The sequence below is a fragment of the Variovorax paradoxus genome, assembly GCF_000834655.1.
GTDB classification, from domain to species: Bacteria; Pseudomonadota; Gammaproteobacteria; order Burkholderiales; family Burkholderiaceae_C; genus Variovorax; species Variovorax paradoxus_F.
Genome location: NZ_JXQQ01000045.1, coordinates 79,750 through 103,462, shown reverse-complemented (window position 1 = coordinate 103,462; position 23,713 = coordinate 79,750). Strand labels below are relative to the sequence as shown.

Here is a 23,713-nt window from a genome sequence, read left to right as displayed (position 1 = left end):
GGGTTTTCGAGGGCTGCCGGGCGTTTCCCTTGAAAGGAAAAACCGCATGACTCCCCTCGTCGTAGGCCAGTTGCTGTCGCCCGAGTACTCCCTGGGGCTGGTGGCGCTTTCATTCCTCATCTCGTTCGCGGGATCGCTCGTGGCACTGATCTGCGCGGGGCGCATGGTCGGCGCCGACGGCAGGCCCAACCTGGCCGCCGTGGCCTGCGCCGCGGTGGCACTGGGCGGCATCGGCATCTGGTCGATGCACTTCATCGGCATGCTGGCGTACCGGCTGCCGGTGGCCATTTCGTACAACATGCCGCTGACGATCGTGTCGCTGGTGGCCGCCATCCTCATTTCCGGCATCGCCCTGTATCTGGCCGGCGGCCGGCGCAAGTTCAGCAAGCCCGGCTGGCTGGCTGGCAGCCTGCTGGCCGGCCTCGGGGTGTGCGTGATGCACTACATGGGCATGTTCGCGATGAACATGCGCGCCTCGATGGAGTTCGACACCGGCACCGTCGCGCTGTCGGTGGCGATCGCCATCACCGCCGCCGCGGCCGCGCTGTGGCTGGCGTTCAACCTGCGCAAACTCACCCACCAGATCGCCGCTGCCGCGGTGATGGGCCTGGCGGTCTGCACGATGCACTACGTGGGCATGAGCGCCGCCAGCATGATCTGCACGGCCGTGGCCCCCACGGATGCGCTCGCCATCGGCGGCAACTACATGGGCCTGTCGGTGTTCGGCACGGCCGGCGCGGTGCTGATCTTCATCTTCTGGGTGGTGACCGGCAGCAGCCTGGACGCACCCGCGCCCACCGCCTCGCACCGCGCCCGCACCAGCTAGTTGGCGCAAGCGGGCCAATGGCCCGCCCCCTAAAGTCCGTGCAGAGCGAAAACCTGCGACCTGCCCAGACTCCATGCCCGCCATCGAATCCCGGCTGCCATCGGCCAGCGACACCTTCCAGGCCAACCGCACCGGCATGCTCGAACTGCTCGCACAGGTGCGTGCGCACGAGGCCCGCGCCGCGGCCGCCTCGGGCGCCTCGGCCGAGCGATTCGCCAAGCGCGGACAGCTCTTGCCGCGAGAACGCATCGCGCTGCTGCTGGACACCGGCGCGCCCTTCCTGCCGCTGGCCTCGCTCGCGGGCCTCGGCCACGACAACCCCGACCTGTCGAAGAGCGTGCCCGGCGGCGGGCTGATCTCGGGCATCGGCCAGGTCGCGGGCGTGCGCTGCATGGTGAGCGCCTCCGATTCGGGCATCGATGCCGGCGCGCTGCAGCCCATGGGCCTGGACAAGCAGCTGCGCGTGCAGGAGATCGCGCTGGAGAACAAGCTGCCCTACGTGCAGCTCGTGGAAAGCGCAGGCGCCAACCTCATGCAGTACCGCGTGCAGGACTTCGTGCGCGGCGGCAGCATCTTTCGCAACCTCGCACGCCTCTCGGCCGCGGGGCTGCCGGTGGTGACGGTGACGCACGGCTCCTCGACCGCGGGCGGCGCCTACCAGACGGGCCTGTCGGACTACATCGTGATGGTGCGCGACCGCACGCGGGCCTTTCTCGCAGGTCCGCCGCTGCTCAAGGCCGCCACCGGCGAGATCGCCACGGAAGAAGAACTCGGCGGCGCCGTGATGCACACCCACATCTCGGGCCTGGGCGACTACCTGGCCGAAGACGACCGAGACGCCGTCCGCATCGCGCGCGCGATCCTCGGCGGCATCGACTGGGCCCGCGGCGAAGCACCGCGCACCTTCGCGCCACCGCGCTACGACGCCGAAGACCTTTTGGGCATCATGCCCGGCGACGGCCGACGGCCGGTGGACATGCGCGAAGTCATCGCGCGCATCGCGGACGGCTCCGACTTCCTCGAATTCAGCGAGCACTACGGCAGCGCCACCGTCTGCGGCCACATCCGGCTCGAAGGCCATGCGGTGGGCATCGTCACCAACAACGGCCCGATCGACTCCGACGGCGCCACCAAGGCCACGCACTTCATCCAGGCTTGCTGCCAGTCGCGCACGCCGATCGTCTACCTGCAGAACATCACCGGCTACATGGTGGGCCGCGCGCACGAGGAGGCCGGCATCATCAAGCACGGCGCCAAGATGATCCAGGCCGTGACCAGCGCGACGGTGCCGCAGATCACGCTGCACTGCGGCGCCTCCTACGGCGCGGGCAACTACGGCATGTGCGGCCGCGGCTTCGCGCCGCGCTTCTGCTTCTCGTGGCCGAACGCGCGCACCGCGGTGATGGGCGGCGAGCAGGCCGCCAGGACCATGGCCATCGTCATGGAGGCCGGCATGGCGCGAAAAGGCGCGGTCGACCACGCGAAGATCGACGCGATGCGCCAGCAGATCGTCGAGCGCTTCGACCGGCAGATGAGCGTGTTCACCACCAGCGCGATGCTGCTGGACGACGGCGTGATCGACCCGCGCGACACGCGCGCGGTGCTGGCCGAGGTTCTGTCGATCTGCCGCGATGCCGATGCGCGCGTGCCGCAGGCGATGCAGTTCTCGGTGGCGCGGCCATGAGCGCATTCAACAAGATCCTCGTCGCCAACCGCGGCGAAATTGCGGCCCGCGTGATGCGCACCGCGCGCGCCATGGGCCATCGCACCGTGGCCGTGTATTCGAGCGCCGACGCCGACGCGGAGCACGTGCGGCAAGCCGACCAGGCCGTGTGGATCGGCGAATCGCTGCCCGCGCAGAGCTACCTGAACATCGCCGCGATCATCGAGGCCGCGCGAGCCAGCGGCGCGCAGGCCGTGCATCCCGGCTACGGCTTTCTCGCGGAAAACGCCGGGTTCGCGCAGGCCTGCCGCGATGCGGGCCTCATCTTCATCGGCCCCTCGCCCGAAGCGATTCGCGCGATGGGCGACAAGGCCGGTGCGAAGCGGCTGATGCAGGCGGCCGGCGTGCCGTGCATTCCCGGCTACGAGGGCGAAGACCAGGGCGCAGCCGCGCTCGCCGCCGAAGCCGCGCGCATCGGCTGGCCCGTGATGATCAAGGCGACCGCCGGCGGTGGCGGGCGCGGCATGCGGCTCGTGCCCTCGGCCGCGGTCTTTGCCGAACTGCTGCAGAGCGCACAGTCCGAGGCGCTCAACGCCTTCGGCGATGCGACCGTGATCCTGGAGCGCGCGATCGCCGCGCCGCGCCACATCGAGATCCAGGTGTTCGCCGACCGGCACGGCAACGCGATCCACCTCGGCGAGCGCGACTGCTCGGTGCAGCGGCGGCATCAGAAGGTGATCGAGGAATCGCCTTCGCCGGCCGTGTCCGCCGAACTGCGCGAACGCATGGGCGCGACGGCCATTGCGGCGGCGAAGGCCATTGCGTACGAGGGCGCGGGCACGCTCGAATTCCTGCTCGATGCCGAGGGCCGCTACTGGTTCATGGAAATGAACACGCGGCTGCAGGTGGAGCACCCGGTGACCGAGGCGGTGACGGGGCTCGACCTGGTCGAGTTGCAGTTGCGCGTTGCCGCCGGTGAACCGCTCCCGCTCACGCAGCAGGACGTGCGCATGCGCGGCCACGCGATCGAGGTGCGCCTCTGCGCCGAAGACCCGCAGCAGGGCTTGATGCCGCAAAGCGGCACGCTCGCCGCGTGGCGGCCGTCGCCGGCGCTTCGCACCGAACACGCATTGCGCGATGACGCGGCGGTACCGCCGTTCTACGACTCGATGATCGCCAAGCTGGTGTCGCATGGCCGCACCCGCAAAGAAGCGAGGCAGCGCTTGATTTCGGGCGTGCACGACACGGTGGCGCTCGGCATCGCGACCAACCAGCAATTTCTGCAGCGCGCGCTGTCGCATGCGGCATTTGCCGAGGGTGCGGCGACGACGGCCTTCGTCGCCGAGCATCTCGATGCCTTGCTCGCGCCCGATACCGCGACTGAAAACCAGGCCGCGTTGCTTGCCGCGCTGCTGCTTCAACTGGGCGAACGCGGCTGGCCTTCGCCGCTCGCACACACGCTGCCCAACGCGCTGCGCTTTGCGCTCGACGGCAAGGTGCATGCGGCGCGCGTGACGCCGCAGGGCAGGGGCCGTTTCGATGTCGCGATCGATGCCACCGCGCCTGTGCGCATCGAACTGCTCGCGCTGCCCGGCGACGGCGTCGTGCGCTTCTCGTGCGACGGTGTTTCCGAGCAAACCATGTCGGTGCGCGAATCCGGCAATCGCCTGTGGATGCACTTCCGAGGCCAGGCCTTCGAGCTTGACGATCTCACGCACGTGCCAGTGCCTCGCGCCGGCGCAGCGGGCGGCGACGGCCTGCTGCGGGCCTCGATGAACGGCCGCGTCATCGCGCTGCTTGCGGCCGAGGGCGACACGGTCGCTGCAGGCCAGCCCCTCCTCACGCTCGAAGCGATGAAGATGGAGCACGTGCACTGCGCACCGCGGGCCGGCCGCGTCGCCGCGCTGCATGTGGCCGTCGGCGCGCAGGTGGTCGCGCGCCATGTGGTGGCGGAGATTGCCGACGCATGACGGCGGCCGCCGCCCTCTTCCCGATTTCCTGAAAGCCTTTCGCATGAACGCCCCCTCCCGCTACCGCTCCGTGTTCTCGCCCGGCCTGTTCGACGGGCAGGTGATCGTCGTCACCGGCGGCGGCTCGGGCATCGGCCGCTGCACCGCGCACGAGCTCGCATCGCTCGGCGCGCAGGTCGTGCTCGTCGGCCGCAATACCGGGAAGCTGCAGCAGGTGCAGGCCGAAATCGCCGCGGCCGGCGGCAAGGCCGGCATCCAGGCTTTCGACATCCGGCAAGAAGAAGCCGTGCGTGCCGCGATCGCCGAGGTCGTCGCAGCGCACGGGCGCATCGACGGCCTGGTCAACAACGCCGGCGGCCAATACATCACGCCGCTCGCCGCCATCTCGGCCAAGGGCTGGGAGGCGGTGATCCACACCAACCTCACCGGCGGCTTCCTCGTCGCGCGCGAATGCTTCGTGCAGCGCATGCAGGCGCATGGCGGCGCCATCGTCAACATCGTGGCCGACATGTGGGGCTCGATGCCGAACATGGGCCACAGCGGCGCCGCGCGCGCGGGCATGGTGAGCTTCACCGAGACGGCCGCGCTCGAATGGGCCGCGAACGGCGTGCGCGTGAACGCCGTGGCACCCGGCTACATCGCATCGAGCGGCATGGACCACTACCCGCCCGAGGCCGGCGACATGCTGCGCGCCATGCGCAAGACCGTGCCTGCGGGCCGCTTCGGCAACGAGGCCGAGACCTCCGCGGCCATCGCCTTCCTCTTGAGCCCCGCCGCGAGCTTCATCAGCGGCAGCGTGCTGCGCGTCGATGGCGCGCGGCCGCAGGTGCGCATGGGCTGGCCAATGGCGCTGCCCGATGAAGCGGCGCAGCAACGCCCCGCGGTGCGGCCCTTCGACGGCTTTCATCTGGCGCAGACGCCGCGCGTGTTCCAGGGCGAAGATACGAACGACTGACCGGAGACCAGCGACATGCAGTACACCCACGAACACCTCGAGATCCAGAAGACGCTGCGCCGCTTCATCGACGAGGAAATCAACCCGCACGTCGACGAATGGGAAGAGGCCGAGATCTTTCCCGCGCACGAGGTCTTCAAGAAGCTGGGCAACCTGGGCCTCCTGGGCCTGAACAAGCCCGAGGCCTTCGGCGGCGGCGGCCTGGACTACTCGTATGCGATGGCCATGGCCGAGGCGCTCGGCCACATCAGCTGCGGCGGCGTGCCGATGGCCATCGGCGTGCAGACCGACATGTGCACCCCCGCGCTCGCGCGTTTCGGCAGCGACGAACTGCGCCGCGAATTCCTCATGCCCGCCATCGCCGGCGACATGGTCGGGTGCATCGGCGTGAGCGAGCCCGGCGCGGGCAGCGACGTGGCGGGCCTCAAGAGCCACGCGCGCAAGGACGGCGACGACTACCTCATCAGCGGCCAGAAGATGTGGATCACCAACAGCCTGCAGGCCGACTGGATGTGCATGCTCGTGAACACCAGCGACGGCCCCGTGCACCGCAACAAGTCGCTCGTCATGGTGCCCATGGACAGCCCCGGCATCGAGAAGGCGAAGAAGATCCGCAAGATCGGCATGAATTCGAGCGACACCGGGCTCATCTATTTCGACAATGTGCGCGTGCCGCAGCGCTATCGCATCGGCGAAGAGGGCCAGGGCTTCGTCTACCAGATGCAGCAGTTCCAGGAAGAGCGCCTCTGGGCCGCGGCCAGTTCGCTCGAACCGATGGAAGACTGCATCGCGCAGACCATCGAATGGGCGCAGCAACGCCAGATGTTCGGCGGCACGCTGGCCGACCAGCAATGGGTGCAGTTCAAGCTGGCCGAACTCAAGACCGAGGTCGAGGCGCTGCGCGCCCTCACCTACCGCGCCTGCGACCTGCATGTGCAGGGCCAGGACGTGCTGGAGCTCGCCTCGATGGCCAAGCTCAAGACCGGCCGTCTCACGCGGCAGGTGTCCGACACCTGCCTGCAGTTCTGGGGCGGCATGGGCTTCACGTTGGAGAACCGCGTCTCGCGCCTTTACCGCGACGGGCGGCTCGGCTCGATCGGCGGGGGCGCGGACGAAGTGATGCTGGGCATCCTCGCCAAGACGATGGGCATCGCCAAGCGACCGCCGCGCGGCTGAGGGAATATGGACCCCGAACTGCAGGCCGACCGCGCGGCGCTCGCCGAAACGGTGCGCCGCTTTGCCGAAAGCGAGATCGCGCCGAACGTCGAAGCCTGGGACGACGCGGGCGAATTTCCGCGTGCGCTCTATGCGCGCGCTGCGGAACTCGGACTGCTCGGCCTCGGCTATCCCGAAGCGCTCGGCGGCACGCCGGCCTCGTATTCGCTCAAGCTCCCCGCATGGATTGCGCTTGCGCGGCGCGGCAAGAGCGGCGGCGTGCTCGCGAGCCTGTTCTCCCACAACATCGGCCTGCCGCCGGTCGTGCTGCATGCGAGCGACGAGGTGCGCAACGAGGTCGTGCCCACGGTGCTGCGCGGCGAGAAGATCGCGGCACTCGCGATCACCGAACCCGGCGGAGGCTCCGACGTCGCCGCGCTGCGCACAACAGCCCAGCGGGACGGCAATGACTACGTGCTGAACGGCGAGAAGACCTTCATCACCTCGGGCATGCGCGCCGACTGGATCACGGTGGCCGTGCGCACCGGCGAAGGCCGCGGCGCGAGCGGCATCTCGATGCTGCTCGTACCCGGCGATGTGCCCGGCCTCACGCGCACGCGACTCACGAAGATGGGCTGGTGGTGCTCCGACACCGCGACGCTGCATTTCGACAACGTGCGCGTGCCGGCTCGCTACCTTCTGGGGAACGAAGGCGGAGGCTTCCGCATGGTCATGACCAACTTCAACGGCGAGCGCATCGGCCTCGCGGCCGGTGCGCTCGGCTTCGCGCAGGCCTGCCTCGACGAGGCGCTGTCCTGGTCGCGCGAGCGCAAGACCTTCGGCGCGGCGCTCATCGAACACCAGGCCGTGCGCCACAAGCTGGTGGACATGCAGATGCGCATCGCCTCCACCGAGGCGTGGCTCGAGGCGGTGTGCGCGGAAGGCGATGCGCACGAAGCGGCTGGCCGCTTCAACGCGCCCGAGTGGGTGGCGCAGGTCTGCATGCTCAAGAACCACGCGACGCAGACCATGCAGTTCTGTGCCGACCAGGCGGTGCAGATCCTCGGCGGCATGGGCTTCATGCGCGGCACGGTGAGCGAGCGCATCTACCGCGAGGTGAAGGTGATGATGATCGGCGGCGGGGCCGAGGAGATCATGAAGGAGCTCGCCGCGCGCCAGCTCGGCTGGTTGTAGCGCGCCACTTCTTCGCCAGCGGAAAACTGTTCTTCATCGGCGAGGCGCGCAAGGCATGGCCTTTCGCGCGACGGCTGCTTACCATCGATCGCACACGAGGGCCGCCTTCTGCAGCCCTTCAACCCGCATGAAGCCGGAGCCGCCTTGATCTTTGTTTTCCATCTTCTCGACAAGCCCGATTCCGCCGCGCTTCGCAACGAGATCCGCCCCGCGCACAAGGCCTACCTGGCCCAGGTGGCCGACCGCATGGCCTTCGCCGGGCCGCTGCTGTCGGACGACGGCAAGACCATGATCGGCAGCCTGCTGGCCATCGACTTCGCGAGCCGCGAAGCGGCTGAGCAATGGCAGGCCGACGAGCCCTTCACGCGCGCCGGCGTCTACGCGTCGGGCTCGGTGCTGCCTTTCGCGAACCTCTGGCCGCAGAAGGCCGGTTTCCCGCCCGCCGAGTGAGCGGGCCGCGCACCATGTTCAAGCACATCGTGATGTGGGACCTGCGCGGCGAATCGGCCGAGGAAAAGGCCGAGGCCTCGCAGTTGCTCAAGCGCAGGTTCGAATCGCTGCGCGGGCAGATCCCCGGGCTGCTGCACCTCGAGGTGGGCGTCGATTCGAGCCGCATCGGCTACGCCTGCGACGTGGTGCTCTACAGCGAGTTCGACAGCCAGGCATCGCTCGACGGCTATGCCACGCACCCCGCGCATCTGCGGGTGCGCGAGGAGCTGGGCGACCTGCGGATCGCGCGGCACCAGGTCGACTACGCGGCGGATTGACCGGCGCCGGTCAGTCGTTCTTTTCGGATCCGTCCTGCTGCGCGGCCTGCGCCGCAGCGCGCAGCTTGTCCTTCTTGCTCGGCCGCTTGCCCTTGATGCCGCCCGTGCCCGACGCATCGACGAGCGGCACGGCCACCTCGGTCGGCTCGAACCCTTCGATGCGCTCGCGCGGCAGGCTCAGGCCCTGGCGTTTTTCGATCAGGCGAAAGTGCGCCTCGGTCGACGCGCTCACGAAGCTGATCGCCAAGCCGCTCTCGCCCGCGCGGCCCGTGCGGCCGATGCGGTGGATGTAGTCGGTGGGCGAGCGCGGCAGGTCGTAGTTGATGACCACCGGCAGCTGCGCGATGTCGATGCCGCGCGCCGCAAGGTCGGTGGCGATCACCACGTCCCAGCGGCTCTCCTTGAATTGCGCCAGGATGCCGGTGCGCGTGCCCTGCGCGATGTCGCCGTGGAAGGGCACCGCGTAGACACCGTTCTTGTAGAGCTTCTCGGCCACGATCTGCGCCGAATGCTGCGTGGCGACGAACACCAGCACGCGCTCCCATTCGTTCTCTTTCAGCAGATGGCGCAGGAGCTGCGTGCGGCGGTTCGCATCGACCTCGATCACGCGCTGCACGATGTTCGGCTCGGTGCCGGGCTCGCCCTGCACGTCGATGACGGCGGGCTCCCGCAGCATGCTGTCGGCCAGCGACTGGATCGCGGGCGGGAAGGTGGCGGAGAAAAGCAGGTTCTGGCGTTGCGCCGGCAGCAGCGCGAGGATGCGGCCGAGTTCTTCGGCAAAGCCGAGATCGAACAGGCGATCGGCCTCGTCGAGCACCAGCATCGACACGGCACCCAGCTTGAGCGCGTTGTGCTCGACCAGGTCGAGCAGCCGGCCGGGCGTGGCGACGACGATGTCGGCGCCGCCGCGCAGGCTCATCATCTGCGGGTTGATCGAGACACCGCCGAAGGCGATGGCGATCTTCAGGCGTTCGGGCAGGTGCTGGGCAAGGCTGCGCATGGTTTCGCCGACCTGGGCCGCGAGTTCGCGCGTGGGCACGAGCACCAGTGCGCGCACGCGGCGCGGCGACAGCGCGGGTTCGGCGGCCAGGCGCTGCAGCAGCGGCAGGGAGAATGCGGCGGTCTTGCCGGAGCCGGTCTGCGCCGAGCCCCGCACGTCGCGGCCCTGCAAAATTGCGGGGATGGCGGCGGCCTGGATGGCGGTCGGCGCGGCATAGCCGCTTTCGGCGGCAGCCTTGACGAGCGCGGGGGCCAGGCCCAGTGAGTCGAATGGCATGTGAGCAGACAGAGAGAAAAACCCGGTATTCGGACAGAGAAGAGATGGATCGAATGGCGACGACGAAAAACAATCAGGCCAGCAGCGCGCTGGTGTATTCCACCGAGGCGGGCGGCCGCATGTGCCCCGATTGCCGTGCGCCGATGGCGCAGTGCCGCTGCAAGGAACTGAAGGCGCGCGCGCCGGCCACTGACGGCATTGTGCGTGTATCGCACGAGACCAAGGGCCGCAAAGGCAAGGGCGTGACCGTCATCAAGGGCCTCGCGCTGGACGCCGCGGCGCTCGCGGCTGTGGGCAAGCAGCTGAAAACGGCCTGCGGCTCGGGCGGCACGGTGAAGGACGGGATCATCGAGATCCAGGGCGATCACCGCGAACTGGTGATCGCGGCTCTCGTGAAGCAAGGCCACACCGTCAAGCGCGCGGGAGGCTGAGGAAACGCATGAAACCCGAAGACCTGCAGCGCCTGGTCACGCTCGAAATGCCTTTTGGCAAACACAAAGGCACGCTCATCGCCGATTTGCCCGGAAATTACCTGACCTGGTTCGCTCGCGAGGGTTTTCCCTCAGGAGAAATCGGCCGGCTGCTCCATTTGATGCATGAAATAGACCACAACGGGCTTTCGGAGCTGCTCAAACCGTTGCGAAACCGCCCGTCGCGCCGGGATGTTTCTCAATAACACACGATTTCCCACGCTTTTTTGCAAAGGACCGGGATAATTCGCCCCACGTGTCTGTGAGCTTTGTTGTCTCCCGTGCACGTAATTCGGTGATCGGTCAGTTTCGCGCCACAGCGCACTTGTTTGTTGTGATTCTGGGACTCCATCGCTTTGTTTTGTTGGTTTGAATTAGGAGTCCCTCCATGGGCAAGAAACTCTACGTAGGCAACCTCGCCTACTCTGTGCGTGACAACGACCTGGAACAGGCTTTCGGCGAGTTCGGCTCGATCGTCAGCGCCAAGGTCATGATGGAACGCGACACCGGTCGTTCGAAGGGCTTCGGCTTCGTCGAAATGGGCTCGGACGCTGAAGCACTCGCAGCCATCGAAGCCATGAACGGCCATTCGCTCCAGGGCCGCGCCCTGACGGTGAACGAAGCCCGTCCGATGGAAGCTCGTCCCCCCCGCACCGGCGGTGGTGGCGGCTACGGCGGCGGCGCTGGTGGTGGCGGCGGCTACGGTGGTGGTGGCGGCGGCGGTTACGGCGGCGGCGGCGGTGGCCGTAGCGGCGGTGGCGGCGGCGGTTACGGCGGCGGCGGCGGTGGTCGCGGCGGCTACTAAGCCCTCATCCACACTCGGGGAGCTTCGGCTCTCCGAATGATGAAAAGAAAGCTCCTTCGGGAGCTTTTTTCGTTTCTGCCCCTTCCTTTCACCGTGCCGCAGGCATCGCTCCGGGGAGAACCCTAATCCTGGCCTAAGCATTTGTCCGTACCGCACCGGTCAGCCAACGGTCAGCCGCGCAAGACGACCCTCACTGCTCCAAAACAGAGGGTCGAGGCAATGAAGATCAAGAGTCAGGCGGACTTCTTTTCAGGGGTCATGTTCACCGCCGTGGGGGGTGCCTTCGCGATAGGCGCCACCACCTACACCGTCGGCAACGGTGCCCGCATGGGCCCCGGCTACTTCCCGCTCATGCTGGGCATCCTGCTGGCCATCCTCGGGGTGGTCATCATGTTCCAGGCCATGGTGGTGGAGACCACCGACGGCGACAAGATCGGCAAGTGGGCCTGGAAGCCGCTGGCCTTCGTGCTCGGCGCCAACCTCGCCTTCGGCATCCTGCTGGGCGGCTTGCCCAGCATCGGCCTGCCGGCGATGGGAATGATCATCGCGATCTACGCGCTCACGATCATCTCCAGCATGGCCGGCGAGCACTTCAAGCTGCGCGACGTGCTCGTGCTCTCCACCATCCTGGCGGCCGGCAGCTACGTGGCCTTCATCTGGGCGCTCAAGCTCCAGATCCAGGTCTGGCCCACCTTCATTTCGGGCTGAGGAGAGAACACCATGGACCTGATCCACAACCTTTCCATCGGTTTCGGCGTTGCCTTCACCTTCACGAACCTGCTGTATTGCCTCCTCGGCTGCATCCTGGGCACGCTGATCGGCGTGCTGCCGGGCATCGGCCCTGTCGCGACCATCGCGATGCTGCTGCCCGCCACGTACGCGCTGCCGCCAGTGTCGGCCCTGATCATGCTGGCCGGCATCTACTACGGCGCGCAGTACGGCGGCTCCACCACCGCCATCCTGGTGAACCTGCCCGGGGAGTCCTCCTCGGTGGTCACCTGCATCGACGGCTACCAGATGGCAAGGCAGGGCCGCGCGGGCCCCGCGCTCGCAGCCGCGGGCCTCGGCTCGTTCTTCGCGGGCTGCGTCGGCACGCTGATCCTGGCCGCCTTCGCGCCACCGCTGACCGAGCTGGCCTTCAAGTTCGGCCCGGCCGAGTACTTCTCGCTCATGACCCTGGGCCTGATCGGCGCGGTGGTGCTGGCTTCGGGCTCGCTCCTGAAGGCGGTGGCGATGATCGTGCTGGGCCTCCTGCTCGGCATCGTGGGCACCGACGTCAACTCGGGCGTCGCGCGCTTCAGCTTCGACATTCCCGAGCTCACCGACGGCATCGGCTTCGTGGTGATCGCCATGGGCGTGTTCGGCTACGGCGAAATCATCGGCAACCTCTCGCAGCCCGACGACGAGCGCGAAGTCTTCACGCACAAGGTCAAGGGCCTGTGGCCCACCAAGGACGACTTCAAGCGCATGACGCCCGCCGTGCTGCGCGGCACTGCCCTCGGTTCTGCGCTGGGCATCCTGCCCGGCGGCGGTGCGCTGCTGGCGGCCTTCGCAGCCTATGCGCTGGAGAAGAAGATCAAGATGCGCCCCGGCGAAGTGCCTTTCGGCAAGGGCAACATCCGCGGCGTGGCATCGCCCGAGTCGGCCAACAACGCCGGCGCGCAGACGTCCTTCATTCCGCTGTTGACGCTGGGCATTCCGCCCAACGCCGTGATGGCGCTGATGGTGGGCGCGATGACGATCCACAACATCCAGCCCGGCCCGCAGGTGATGACCAGCAACCCCGAACTCTTCTGGGGCCTGATCGCCTCGATGTGGATCGGCAACGCGATGCTGATCATCCTGAACCTGCCGCTCATCGGCATGTGGATCAAGCTCCTGACGGTGCCCTACAAGTTCCTGTTCCCCGCCATCGTGCTGTTCTGCGCGATCGGCGTGTACTCGACCAACAACAACACCTTCGACGTGTGGATGGTCGCGATCTTCGGCTTCATCGGCTACCTGTTCCTGAAGCTGCGCACCGAGCCGGCCCCGCTGCTGCTGGGCTTCATCCTCGGGCCGATGATGGAAGAGAACCTGCGGCGCGCGCTGCTGCTGTCGCGCGGTGCGTGGAGCGTGTTCGTCACGCGGCCGCTGTCGGCCGGCCTGCTGGTGGCTGCAGCGGCGCTGCTGTGCATCGTGCTGCTGCCGTCGATCAAGGCCAAGCGCGAGGAAGCCTTCGTCGAGGAATAGGCTCGCCCCCAGGCTGCGCGCACTTCGTGTCGCTTCGCCCACCCCCTGCCGGGGGCAACACCTGAGGCCCGGCGGAGCCGGTTCCTCGGTGTTTCTGGAAGAAGCCCCTGGCTGGTGCCCGGGCAGGAATAGGCTCGCCCCCAGGCTGCGCGCACTTCGTGTCGCTTCGCCCACCCCCTGCCGGGGGCAACACCTGAGGCCCGGCGGAGCCGGTTCCTCGGTGTTTCTGGAAGAAGCCCCTGGCTGGTGCCCGGGGCTTTTTCGTTTCCGGGGGCGCCGCGGCGGCTGCGCCCCATATCGACGCGCTCTTGTTGGTGCCCGGCGGCGTCGCCTGTTGTGCGCCCGGAAAGATGGCACGGAGCGCCGGCACCGAGATCAATCGCCTGCGGGAGCGATCGGATCGACCAGCCCGGAGGGCGAAAAGGCTCCCCTCGGCATCCGCGTTCCAATGACGCAACTGGCCCACCCCAGTTGCTACTCAAAAGATAGCAAAAAAGATCCGTCCCACGTGGGCAGCCCAGGGATTCGACCGGGAGAAAGATCCTGCCGACGCTAATCGCGCAGGCATAAAAAAGGCGCCGACCAGCGGCGCCTTTCAAGTTCGAACCGGCATCTCGTACGGAGCCTTGAAGGATTTTTCTTTTTGAAGGGGAAGTTGTCTCCTCGGACCCTCGGCAGCACGAGCAGGGCCCGTTCGCGAGTGCGCAGACTTTATGTGCTGCACCGCACCAGTGCATTGGGAATTACCCGCTTTGCCTTACTGCGAACGGCCGATTCGCAAACCAAAGTGTTTCTGGTAGTTAACGAGATGGCACGACTCGTGCACGTCACGCAACACCGACAACTCCAAGAAGCGCACCGCCATGGCCCTGGTCCCGCAAGCCTCCATCAACGCGGCCGACACCGCCTGGATGATGACGTCGACGGCACTGGTGCTGCTGATGACGTTGCCCGGCATCGCGCTCTTCTATGCCGGCATGGTGCGGCGCAAGAACGTGCTGGCCACCATGGCGGCCGTGGTGGCGATCGCCGCGGCGGTGTCGCTCACGTGGTTCGCCGTCGGCTACTCGCTCGCGTTCACGCCCGGCTGGCCCTGGCTGGGCGGCACCGGGCGCTTCTGGTTCTCGGGCTTCGAGTACCTGAAGGAGGCCGGACAGATCGCCGTGAGCCACGTCGCACCCAACGTGCCGGAGTCGGTCTACGCGATGTTCCAGCTCACCTTCGCGATCATCACCATCGCGCTGGTGCTGGGCGCATTCGTCGAGCGCATGCGCTTCTCGGCAGTGCTCTGGTTCGCGCTGCTGTGGAGCGTCTTGGTCTACGCGCCCGTCGCGCACTGGGTGTGGGAGCCGGGCGGCTGGCTCGCGCAGATGGGCGCGCTCGACTTCGCGGGCGGCTCGGTGGTGCACGTCAACGCGGGCATCGCGGGCCTGGTGTGCGCCTACGCGCTCGGCCCGCGCCGCGGCTACGGGCGCGAGGCCTTCGAGCCCTACAGCCTGGCGATGACGATGATCGGCGCGGGCCTCCTGTGGGTGGGCTGGTTCGGCTTCAATGCGGGCTCTGCGGTCGCGGCCGACGGGCGCGCCGGGCTGGCGATGCTGGTCACGCACATCGCGGCGGCCGCCGGCGCCATGAGCTGGATGATCGGGGAGTGGATCGTGCGGCGCAGCCCCTCCTTGCTGGGCCTGTGCTCGGGCCTCGTCGCCGGGCTGGTGGCGATCACGCCGGCCGCCGGCTTCGTCACGCCGCTCTCGGCGCTGGCCATCGGCGCCATCGCGGGCCTGGCCTGCTATTGGGGCGCGACGGGCCTCAAGCACATGCTCGGCGCGGACGATTCGCTCGACGTGTTCGGCGTGCACGGCATCGGCGGCATCGTGGGCGCGCTCCTCACGGGCGTGTTCGCCGATGCACGCATCTCGGGCGCGACGGGCAACGTGCTGACCCAGGCCATCGCGGTCGGCAGCGTGGCGATCTACAGCGCTGCGGCGACGGCGATCGTGCTGTTCCTGGTGCACATGCTGGTCGGACTGCGCGTCGATGCCGAAAGCGAACAGCTGGGCCTCGATCTTGCTCAGCATCGAGAACACCTGGGAGCCTGACCACCGAGGGAGACACCATGCCGTCCATGTCCGAAAGCGAACGCATCGCGCTTGCAGCACGCCTTCACGTGGCACTGCGGCGAAAGCACGGCCGCGTGACCGACACCGAATGGATGGCCATCAACGCCGAGTACGCCGCCGAGATCGTGCGCATGACGCGGGCGCACGCGGCCGAGACCAAGGACGAGGAACTCGACCAGCTCGCCACGCGCCTCGAGCAGGCGATGGAGCCGCTTGCCCGCGCTGCACGGCTGGCGGCGCGGCAGCCCGATGGGACACCGCCTACGCCGCCGCCTCGCTATGTGGGTGGATTGCGCTAGGGTTTGTTCAGGGCGGGTGCACAGGCCACCGGGTACTCCCCTCCGCGAATGTCCCCCGGGCGTCGCCCTCCTCCTTGATTTCGCTGCGGGGAGCACCCGATGCCCTGCGCACCGATGGGCGCTGCCAATGAGCGGCCGATCACGACCGCTCTGACTGCGCTCAGTTCGCAGCCAATGCGGCCTTGCGGATCGACTGCAGCGTGCTCGCGGGAGTGATCGCCTCGGGGTCCAGCAGGCAGTGCAGGATGGCCGGCTTGCCGCTCGCACGTGCACGCGCGAGTGCGGGGCCGAACTCTTCGGTGCTGGTCACGCGTTCGCCGTGGCCGCCGAACACCTCGGCGTAGCCGCGGAAATCGGGGTTCTTCAGCTGCGTGGCGCTGATGCGGCCGGGGTAGTGCTTTTCCTGGTGCATGCGGATCGTGCCGTACATGCCGTTGTCCAGCAGCACGACAAGGATCGGCAGCCCGTACTGCACGGCGGTGGCGAACTCCTGGCCGTGCATCATGAAATCTCCGTCGCCCGCGAACACCACCACCTCGCGCGCGGGCCACAGCCGCTTGGCGCCCACGCCGGCCGGCAGGCCGTAGCCCATCGAGCCGCTGGTCGGTGCGAGCTGGCTCGCGAATGCGCGGAACGGCCAGAAACGGTGCACCCAGGTGGCGAAGTTGCCCGCACCGTTGCAGAAGATGGTGTCGGCCGGCAGCACCTCGCGCAGGTGCTGCATGACCTCGCCCATCTGCAGCGGGCCGGGAATGCGGATCGGTGCCGGGTCGCTCCAGCGCAGGAATTCTTCGCGCGCGGTCCTGGTTTCGGCCTCCCAGGCGGGCGTCGAAGCGGGGCGCAGCGTGGACACCGCTTCGGCGAAAGCCTGGGGCGTGGCGTGGATGCCCTGCGCCGGGCGGTAGAGCTTGCCGAGCTCGTCGGCATCCGCATGCACGTGCACCAGCGCCTGTTTCGGCTGCGGAATCGCGAACAGCTCATAGCCCTGCGACGGCACTTCCGACAAACGTCCGCCCACCAGCAGCACGAGGTCCGCATCGCGGATGCGCGCCAGCATGCGCGGGTTCGCGCCGAGCCCCAGGTCGCCTGCATAGCAGGGGTGCTCGGCGGACATCAGCATCTGGCGGCGGAACGAGCAGTACACCGGCAGCGCATGCGCCTCGGCGAACTTCGCGAACTGCTGCGTCGCGGCTTCCGACCAGCGGCTGCCCCCCAAAATCACGACGGGCCGCTGCGCCTGCGACAGGCGCTGCTGCAGTTCGGCCAATTGCGCGGCGCCCGGATGGGTCTCGACCACCGCATAAGGCAGCGCATCGGCCACCACGGCGGCTTCGGTCAGCATGTCTTCGGGCAGTGCGATCACGACCGGACCGGGCCGGCCCGAGGTCGCGACGTGGAAGGCGCGCGACACCAGTTCGGGCACGCGCGCCGGATCGTCGATCTGCACCACCCACTTGGCCATCGTGCCGAAGACCGCGCCGTAGTCCAGCTCCTGGAAGGCCTCGCGGCCCATCGCGTCGCGCGCGACCTGGCCGACGAACAGCAGGAGCGGCGTCGAATCCTGGTGCGCGATGTGCACGCCCGCCGCCGCGTTGGTGGCCCCGGGGCCGCGCGTGACGAAGCAGATGCCGGGCTTGCCGGTGAGCTTGCCCTGCGCCTCGGCCATCATCGTCGCGCCGCCCTCCTGCCGGCACACCGTCACGTCGATCGACGCGTCGTGCAGTGCGTCGAGCACGGCCAGGAAGCTTTCGCCGGGCACGCAGAAGAGCTGCCTGACGCCGTGGGTGATGAGCTGCTCGACCAGGATCTGGCCGCCGGTGCGGGAGGAAGTCATGCTGTGTCCAATGCAATGAAGGTCTTGGGTATCGGTATTGCTCCTTCCCCTTCCGGGGGAAGGCCGGGCTGCGGGCAAGCGGCGATGGATGCGCCGACAGCGATGGATACGCCGCGTGCCCCCACCCCGGCCCTCCCCCGGGAGGGGAGGGAGAAACTCAAGAGAGCGCTGCGCATGCCGCTTCGATCCGCGCGCACGCCTCTTCGAGCTGCGCCATCGACGTCGCATACGAAATGCGGAAATACGGCGCGAGCCCGAACACGCTGCCGGGCACCACCGCCACGTCGAAGTCCTGCAGCAGGTAGCGGCAGAAGTCGCTGTCGGTTTGCAGCAGCGCGCCGCCGGCGGTGCGCCTTCCGAGCACGCCCGCGCAGCTTGCGAATGTGTAGAAGGCGCCCTCGGGCACGCGGCAATGCAGGCCCGGCGTGCGGTTGAGCGCGGCCACGACGAAATCGCGGCGCTGTTGAAACGACGCGCAGCGCTCGGCCACGATGCCCTGCGGCCCGGTGAGCGCCTCGATCGCCGCGGCCTGGCTCACCGACGAGGGGCACGAGGTCGACTGGCTCTGCACCACCGCCATCGCCGCGATCAGCGCGCGCGGCCCGGCGCCGTAGCCCACGCGCCAGCCGGTCATCGCATAGGCCTTGGACACGCCGTTCACCGTGAGCGTGCGTTCGCGCAGGCGCGGCTCGACCGCCACCGGCGTTGCGAACGCGAGGCCGTCGTAGAGGATGTGTTCGTAGATGTCGTCCGCCAGCACCCACACGCCCGGGTGGTCGAGCAGCACATCGGTGATCGGCTTGAGCTGCGCCGCGCTGTAGGCCGCGCCGCTCGGGTTCGAGGGCGAGTTGAGGAACAGCCAACGCGTGCGCGGCGTGATGGCTGCCTCCAGTTGCGCGGCGGTCAGCCGAAACCCGTTCTCCTCGCCGCAGGCCACCGACACCGGCACGCCGCCGCAGATCTGCACGATGTCCGCATACGAGGTCCAGTACGGCGCGGGCAGGATCACTTCGTCGCCCGGGTCGAGGCTCGCCATCAGCGCGTTGAAGATGACTTGCTTGGCCCCCGCGCTCACGCTGATCTCGTCGAGCGCGAAATCCATTGCGTTGTCGCGCTTGAACTTCAGGTGCACCGCCGCCTTCATCGCCGGGCTGCCGTCGAGCACCGTGTAGCGCGTGTCGCCGCGCGCAATCGCCTGCGAGGCCGCATGCCGGATGTTCTCGGGCGTGTCGAAGTCGGGCTCGCCCGCACCCAGCACGATCACCGGGCGGCCGGCGCGCTTGAGCGCCTGCGCATGGTCGGTAATGCGCAGGATCTCCGAGACGTGGATGGCGCGCACACGTTGCGCGGGCGAGAACACGGCGGCGTCTGTCACTTCGCGTAGGCTTCCAGTGGCTTGTCGTTGGGTTCGAGCAGGAGCTGCTTGAGCGCGGGGCTCATCGGCAGGTTGAGGCTGGTGTTCTTCGGCGGAATCGCAGCAACGAACCACTTGGTGTAGATCTTCTCGACCTCACCGCTCTTCATGAGCTTGCGCAGCGACTCGTCCACCGCGGTCTTGAACGCCGGGTCATCCTTGCGGAACAGCAGCGCGATCGGCTCGGAGCCCAGCGCCTCGCCGGTGATGCGGTAGGCCGCGGGGTTCTTCGAGTTCGCGATGATCCCGGCGAGCAGGTTGTCGTCGAGCACGAAGGCATCGGCGCGGCCCGACTCCATGAGCAGGAAGCTCTCCAGGTGGTCCTTGCCGAGCATGGTGTTGTACGAGACGTTCTGCGCGCGCTCGCGCTTGCGAAGCAACTGCACCGCGGTGGTGCCGGTCGAGGCCGACACGTTGCGGCCCGCGAGCTGGTCGAGCGTGGTGATACCCGAGTCGACCTTGGTCGCCATGCGCACTTCGCTCACATACGTGGTGAGCGCGAAGGCCACCTGCTGCTGGCGCGCGGTGTTGTTGGTGGTGGGGCCGCAGCCGATGTCGAGCGTGCCGTTCTGCACCAGCGGGATGGTGTTCTGCGCGGTCACGGCCATGTATTCGAGCTTGGCGCTGGGCACGATGTCCTTCAGCACGCGCTCGCAGAGTTCGACGTGGTAGCCCACGTACTTCTCGCCCGCGCCCAGCATGTAGGCCATCGGCGGCGAGGCTTCGCGCACGCCGAGCACGACCTTGCCGCTCGACTTGATCTTGTCGAGCGTGCCGCCCGTGGGCGCCTGCTGCGCGGTGGCGCTGCCGAATGCGAACGCGAGCAGCGCTGCGGCGGCGAGGGTGTTCAGTTGCTTTTTCATCTTCTCTGTCTCCTGGTAGTTTTTCTTTGAAGGCGCACGGCACACGCTGCCGGCACGGCATGATTTTTCGTGGGACATCGCGGAACCGGCTTCGCCGGGCCGCAGATGTCGCCCCCGGTCAGGGGGTTGGCGCAGCGACACGAAGTGCGCGAAGCCTGGGGGTGAGCCTCAATCCCCGATGTCGAAGGTCACGCCCTGCGCGAGAGGCAGCGCCGTCGAGTAGTTGATGGTGTTCGTGGCACGGCGCATGTACGCCTTCCAGCTGTCCGAGCCCGCTTCGCGCCCGCCGCCGGTTTCCTTCTCGCCACCGAAGGCGCCGCCGATCTCGGCACCGCTCGGGCCGATGTTGACGTTGGCGATGCCGCAGTCGGAGCCGGCGCTGGACATGAAGCGCTCGGCCTCGCGCACGTTGAGCGTGAAGATCGAGGACGACAGGCCTGCACCGACGGCGTTGTGCCATTCGATGGCTTCGTCCAGCGTGCTGTAGCGCACCACGTAGAGGATGGGCGCGAAGGTCTCGCGCAGCACCGGGCCGTCGTGCGACTTCAGCTCCACCAGCGCGGGGCGCACATAGTAGGCGTCCTGCGTGCCGATGCCCTCGACGCGGCTGCCGCCGTGCACCTTGGCGCCGAGCTCGCGGCTTTCGCCCAAGGCCTTCTGCATGCCGTCGAAGGCCGCGCGGTCGATCAGCGGACCGACCAGCGTGCCGGCCTCGCGCGGATCGCCCACCTGCACGTTGCCGTAGACCTTCGCGAGCTTGGGCACGAGCTGGTCGTACACGCTGTCGTGCACGAAGAGGCGCCGCAGCGTCGTGCAGCGCTGGCCGGCCGTGCCCATGGCCGCGAATGCGATGCCGCGCAGCGTGAGATCGAGGTCGGCCGAGGGCGTGACGATGGCGGCGTTGTTGCCGCCCAGTTCGAGAATCGCGCGGGCAAAGCGCGCCGCCAGCTTCGGCCCGACCTGCCGGCCCATCGCCGTGGAGCCGGTGGCCGAGAGGATCGGCACGCGGTGGTCGTCCACCAGCACTTCGCCGATGTCGCGCTGGCCCAGCAGCAAGCCGAGCAGGCCTTCGGGCGCATCGCCGAAACGCGCGACGGCGCGCTGCGCGATGGCGTGCACGGCCAATGCCGTGAGCGGCGTTTTCTCGGACGGCTTCCACACCACCGAATCGCCGCACACCAGCGCGAGCGCCGCGTTCCACGACCACACGGCCACCGGGAAGTTGAAGGCCGAGATCACGCCGCACACGCCCAGCGGATGCCAGGTTTCCATCATCCGGTGCTCGGCGCGTTCGGTGGCCAGCGTGAGGCCGTAGAGCTGGCGCGAGAGGCCGACCGCGAAATCGCAGATGTCGATCATTTCCTGCACCTCGCCCGCGCCTTCGGACGGGATCTTGCCGGCCTCCAGCGTGACGAGGCGGCCCAGGTCGCGCTTGGCGGCACGCAGCTCTTCGCCCAGAAGGCGCACCAGCTCGCCGCGGCGCGGCGCCGGCACGTTGCGCCAGGCCTTGAAGGCCTCGTGCGCGCTGCCGATGGCGCCGGTGGCCTCCACGGCCGTGGTCTGCCGCACCTCTGCAATCACCTCGCCGGAGACCGGCGAGCGCACCGTGAGCTCGCCGCCGGTGCAGGCGGTGCGGGGCACGCCCAGGCGCTGCAGCAGTTGTTCGACTTCGTCGGGGAGGGAAACGGGGGATTGGGTTTCGGACATGGGCGCGCTCCGCAAAGGAGGGAAGAAGAAAGGCGACAGAGAGGCGGGAAACCCGGCCAATATCTGCGAATCCCGCGCGCTTGCCTAGTGAAAAAATGGAAGGACTTGATGCGTTTGCGGAATGAACTCGGCGTCCGCTCCCCGCGCATCGGGTTGCGCGCCTACGCGCAGCCGGCCGGGCGGCGCCGAAGATGCGCGCCATGAAAGTCATCCACTCCCTCTACGCCGCGATCCATGCGCTGATGGCGCTCGCCTTCGCGATCGCCTCGCTCGTGCTGGTCGTGATCGCGGCGCGCGCGGGTTGGGGCGCGGTCATGCACGGCCTGGACCTCCCGGCGGCCGAAGCCATCATCGAAGCGGTGGGCCTGCTCGCGGCCGGGGTGGTGGCGCTGCAGATCTCGCAGACGGTGCTCGAAGAAGAAGTGGTGCGCGACGCGCACATCGGCGCACCGACCCGCGTGCGCCGCTTCCTCTCCCGCTTCATGGTGGTCATCGTGGTGGCCGTCGCGGTCGAAGGGCTGGTCGCGACCTTCAAGGCGCGCGAGGCGCCCGAGCTGATGCTCCACGCCGCCGCCATGCTGGGCTCCGTGGGCTTCCTGATGGCGGGCTGGGGGATCTTCATCCGCCTCAACCGCTACGCCGAGGAGCTGGAACCCGAGGCGATGGAGGAGGCCAAGAGCGAAGACGCAAAGCTCAGGAAATGACCATGGCTTCTTCATCAAGCCTCCTCAAGTCCACCCTGGCGGCACTGAGCATCGCCATGCCGTTCGCGGCCGCTGCCGACCCGAACCCGCTCGTGGCCGAGCGCTGGAAGACGCGGCCGGTGGTCGTGGTGGTGCCGGCGGCGGGCGATCCGCTGCTGCAAAAGGTCGAAACGGCGCTGCGCCAGACGGCCACGCGCGAGGCCTTCATCGACCGCGAGATGGTGCTCTACACCGTGGTCGCGGGCGAGGGCCGCCGCAACGACAAGGCCATGGCCCCGGCGCAGACCCGCGCCCTCTTGGGTGCGCTGAAGCTGGAGGCGGCCGGCGCGCCGACCTTCGTGCTGGTCGGCAAGGACGGCGGCGTGAAGATGACCGAAGGCCCCGGCGTCGACCTGCAAGCGGTGTTCGCCGAGATCGACCGCATGCCGATGCGCCGGCGCTGACGCTGCGCCTAGTTCGGCCCGGGCGCCTCGGGCAATGAGATCTTCTGCCCCGCCGGCGAGCCCGCCAGGCTCTGCGCCGGCCGCCTGAGCGTCGCATCGAACGGATTGATCTTCGGCCCGATGGCCGCGGCTTCCCGCTTGAGCAGTTCCACCACCGTCGGCATGCGGTCCGCATTGAGCCGGTCGGCGATCGTGCCCACGCTCAGCGCGGCCACCGCGCGGCCTTCGCGGTCGAGGATCGGCACCGCCACGCCCGCCATGCCTTCGAGCAGGCCGGTGTTGCGACCCGCGTAGCCGGCCTGCCGCACGCGCTCGATCTCGGTGCGCAGATAGACCTCGTCGTACACGCCGTACTCGCGCACGCGGGAGAGATTGAAGCGGATCACCTCTTCGCGCTCCGCCTCCGGCAGGAACGCGAGGATTGCGAGCGCCCCCTGCCCCACGCCCAGCGCGATGCGCCCGCCGATGTCGCCGGTGAACGAGCGGATCGGAAACGGCCCCTCGCTGCGATCGAGGCACACCGCGTCGAAGCCGCTGCGCACCAGGAGAAAGATGCTGTCGCCCAGGCTCGCGCACAGGCGCAGCAGCACGGGCCGGCAGATCGCGCGCAGGTCGCCGGGGTTGCCGGCATTGGCTGCGAGCGCGAAGAAATCGATGCTCAACCGATAGAGCTTGCTGCGCTCGTCCTGCTCGACCATGCCTTCGGCCATGAGCGCCTGCAGCAAGCGGTGCGTGGTGGCTTGCGTCAAGCCCACGGAACGTGCGATCTGGGTCACGCGGCCGCCCTCGGCCTGCACCGCGCCGAGCGCGCGGATCACCGAAAAGACGCGCGGCACGCCGCCGCTGGAAGCGGACGACTGCGAACGCGCCTCCGATGTGCTTTCCATACCTTGCTCCTGTGGAATTTTCTGACTGGATTTTATGGCTCACATTCCAATGAATGGAATAAATCAGAGAAAGATTCTGATTAATGGAATACCCGAGGCGTTCTGGCGCAATCGTTGCAATAGAGTGAA

Annotated in this window: 23 protein-coding genes; 17 read left to right on the top strand and 6 right to left on the bottom strand. The window is 68.1% G+C overall.

Translation table 11 applies throughout. The features are described from left to right. Nucleotides 1–46: 46 nt before the first annotated feature. The 8 genes from RT97_RS19535 (at nucleotide 47) to RT97_RS19500 (ending at nucleotide 8,530) form a co-directional block, all read left to right on the top strand. Entirely contained in the window at nucleotides 47–826 is a 780-nt protein-coding gene (locus RT97_RS19535) for an MHYT domain-containing protein (RefSeq protein WP_042580469.1), read from the top strand. Between the two features lie 73 nt (nucleotides 827–899). Further along, the gene (locus tag RT97_RS19530) at nucleotides 900–2,510 is read left to right on the top strand and encodes an acyl-CoA carboxylase subunit beta (RefSeq protein WP_042580468.1); all 1,611 of its coding nucleotides are present in this window, start codon (nucleotides 900–902) and stop codon (nucleotides 2,508–2,510) included. Beyond that, the gene (locus tag RT97_RS19525) at nucleotides 2,507–4,459 is read left to right on the top strand and encodes an acetyl-CoA carboxylase biotin carboxylase subunit (protein WP_042580467.1); all 1,953 of its coding nucleotides are present in this window, start codon (nucleotides 2,507–2,509) and stop codon (nucleotides 4,457–4,459) included. Before RT97_RS19530 ends, RT97_RS19525 begins: the two co-directional genes overlap by 4 nt. A gap of 43 nt (nucleotides 4,460–4,502) precedes the next feature. Then, nucleotides 4,503–5,414, top strand: a complete 912-nt coding sequence (locus tag RT97_RS19520) for an SDR family oxidoreductase (protein ID WP_042580466.1) — start codon at nucleotides 4,503–4,505, stop codon at nucleotides 5,412–5,414. Nucleotides 5,415–5,429: 15 nt separating this feature from the next. Next, nucleotides 5,430–6,590, top strand: coding sequence for an acyl-CoA dehydrogenase family protein (locus RT97_RS19515; protein ID WP_042580465.1), 1,161 nt, complete (start codon nucleotides 5,430–5,432; stop codon nucleotides 6,588–6,590). Between the two features lie 6 nt (nucleotides 6,591–6,596). Then, nucleotides 6,597–7,763 carry an acyl-CoA dehydrogenase family protein gene (locus RT97_RS19510; RefSeq protein WP_042580464.1) on the top strand — a complete coding sequence of 389 codons (1,167 nt, stop codon included), beginning with the start codon at nucleotides 6,597–6,599 and terminating at the stop codon, nucleotides 7,761–7,763. A 144-nt stretch (nucleotides 7,764–7,907) separates the two neighbouring features. Then, nucleotides 7,908–8,213 carry a YciI family protein gene (locus RT97_RS19505; RefSeq protein ID WP_042580463.1) on the top strand — a complete coding sequence of 102 codons (306 nt, stop codon included), beginning with the start codon at nucleotides 7,908–7,910 and terminating at the stop codon, nucleotides 8,211–8,213. 14 nt (nucleotides 8,214–8,227) lie between these two features. Beyond that, a complete protein-coding gene (locus tag RT97_RS19500) occupies nucleotides 8,228–8,530 on the top strand; it encodes a Dabb family protein (RefSeq protein WP_042580491.1) in 303 nt (100 codons plus the stop codon). Between the two features lie 10 nt (nucleotides 8,531–8,540). Here RT97_RS19500 and RT97_RS19495 read toward each other — a convergent pair whose 3' ends face one another. After that, the gene (locus tag RT97_RS19495) at nucleotides 8,541–9,806 is read right to left on the bottom strand and encodes a DEAD/DEAH box helicase (protein ID WP_042580462.1); all 1,266 of its coding nucleotides are present in this window, start codon (nucleotides 9,804–9,806) and stop codon (nucleotides 8,541–8,543) included. A gap of 53 nt (nucleotides 9,807–9,859) precedes the next feature. Here RT97_RS19495 and RT97_RS19490 point away from each other — a divergent pair, with 53 nt between their 5' ends. The 7 genes from RT97_RS19490 (at nucleotide 9,860) to RT97_RS19460 (ending at nucleotide 15,732) form a co-directional block, all read left to right on the top strand. Beyond that, nucleotides 9,860–10,237, top strand: a complete 378-nt coding sequence (locus RT97_RS19490; protein WP_042580461.1) for a translation initiation factor Sui1 — start codon at nucleotides 9,860–9,862, stop codon at nucleotides 10,235–10,237. An 8-nt stretch (nucleotides 10,238–10,245) separates the two neighbouring features. Continuing rightward, nucleotides 10,246–10,482: a DUF3820 family protein gene (locus tag RT97_RS19485; RefSeq protein WP_042580460.1), complete on the top strand. Its 237-nt coding sequence runs from the start codon at nucleotides 10,246–10,248 to the stop codon at nucleotides 10,480–10,482. A gap of 182 nt (nucleotides 10,483–10,664) precedes the next feature. Continuing rightward, entirely contained in the window at nucleotides 10,665–11,081 is a 417-nt protein-coding gene (locus RT97_RS19480) for an RNA recognition motif domain-containing protein (protein ID WP_042580459.1), read from the top strand. Between the two features lie 219 nt (nucleotides 11,082–11,300). Beyond that, nucleotides 11,301–11,789, top strand: coding sequence for a tripartite tricarboxylate transporter TctB family protein (locus RT97_RS19475; RefSeq protein ID WP_042580458.1), 489 nt, complete (start codon nucleotides 11,301–11,303; stop codon nucleotides 11,787–11,789). Nucleotides 11,790–11,801: 12 nt separating this feature from the next. After that, a complete protein-coding gene (locus tag RT97_RS19470) occupies nucleotides 11,802–13,313 on the top strand; it encodes a tripartite tricarboxylate transporter permease (RefSeq protein ID WP_042580457.1) in 1,512 nt (503 codons plus the stop codon). Nucleotides 13,314–14,176: 863 nt separating this feature from the next. After that, nucleotides 14,177–15,412 (top strand): ammonium transporter, encoded by a 1,236-nt coding sequence (locus RT97_RS19465; RefSeq protein WP_042580456.1) that lies wholly within the window; start codon nucleotides 14,177–14,179, stop codon nucleotides 15,410–15,412. A 17-nt stretch (nucleotides 15,413–15,429) separates the two neighbouring features. Continuing rightward, a complete protein-coding gene (locus RT97_RS19460; RefSeq protein ID WP_080898363.1) occupies nucleotides 15,430–15,732 on the top strand; it encodes a hypothetical protein in 303 nt (100 codons plus the stop codon). 160 nt (nucleotides 15,733–15,892) lie between these two features. Here the strand turns inward: RT97_RS19460 and RT97_RS19455 are convergent, their stop codons facing one another. The 4 genes from RT97_RS19455 to amaB form a co-directional block, all read right to left on the bottom strand. Then, nucleotides 15,893–17,566, bottom strand: a complete 1,674-nt coding sequence (locus RT97_RS19455; protein ID WP_042580455.1) for a thiamine pyrophosphate-binding protein — start codon at nucleotides 17,564–17,566, stop codon at nucleotides 15,893–15,895. A gap of 157 nt (nucleotides 17,567–17,723) precedes the next feature. Beyond that, nucleotides 17,724–18,941: a pyridoxal phosphate-dependent aminotransferase gene (locus tag RT97_RS19450; RefSeq protein WP_042580454.1), complete on the bottom strand. Its 1,218-nt coding sequence runs from the start codon at nucleotides 18,939–18,941 to the stop codon at nucleotides 17,724–17,726. Continuing rightward, nucleotides 18,938–19,843: an amino acid ABC transporter substrate-binding protein gene (locus tag RT97_RS19445; RefSeq protein WP_042580453.1), complete on the bottom strand. Its 906-nt coding sequence runs from the start codon at nucleotides 19,841–19,843 to the stop codon at nucleotides 18,938–18,940. The genes RT97_RS19450 and RT97_RS19445 overlap by 4 nt, the downstream gene beginning before the upstream one ends. 168 nt (nucleotides 19,844–20,011) lie before the next feature. Beyond that, the gene (gene amaB, locus RT97_RS19440) at nucleotides 20,012–21,550 is read right to left on the bottom strand and encodes an L-piperidine-6-carboxylate dehydrogenase (RefSeq protein WP_042580452.1); all 1,539 of its coding nucleotides are present in this window, start codon (nucleotides 21,548–21,550) and stop codon (nucleotides 20,012–20,014) included. 200 nt (nucleotides 21,551–21,750) lie between these two features. Here amaB and RT97_RS19435 point away from each other — a divergent pair, with 200 nt between their 5' ends. Together RT97_RS19435 and RT97_RS19430 are read left to right on the top strand one after the other, a co-directional pair. Then, entirely contained in the window at nucleotides 21,751–22,254 is a 504-nt protein-coding gene (locus RT97_RS19435) for a hypothetical protein (protein WP_042580489.1), read from the top strand. Nucleotides 22,255–22,256: 2 nt separating this feature from the next. Beyond that, entirely contained in the window at nucleotides 22,257–22,697 is a 441-nt protein-coding gene (locus tag RT97_RS19430) for a DUF4174 domain-containing protein (RefSeq protein WP_042580451.1), read from the top strand. Nucleotides 22,698–22,705: 8 nt separating this feature from the next. Here RT97_RS19430 and RT97_RS19425 read toward each other — a convergent pair whose 3' ends face one another. Continuing rightward, complete coding sequence (locus RT97_RS19425; RefSeq protein ID WP_042580450.1) at nucleotides 22,706–23,584, bottom strand: IclR family transcriptional regulator; 879 nt, start codon at nucleotides 23,582–23,584, stop codon at nucleotides 22,706–22,708. Nucleotides 23,585–23,713: the final 129 nt, after the last annotated feature.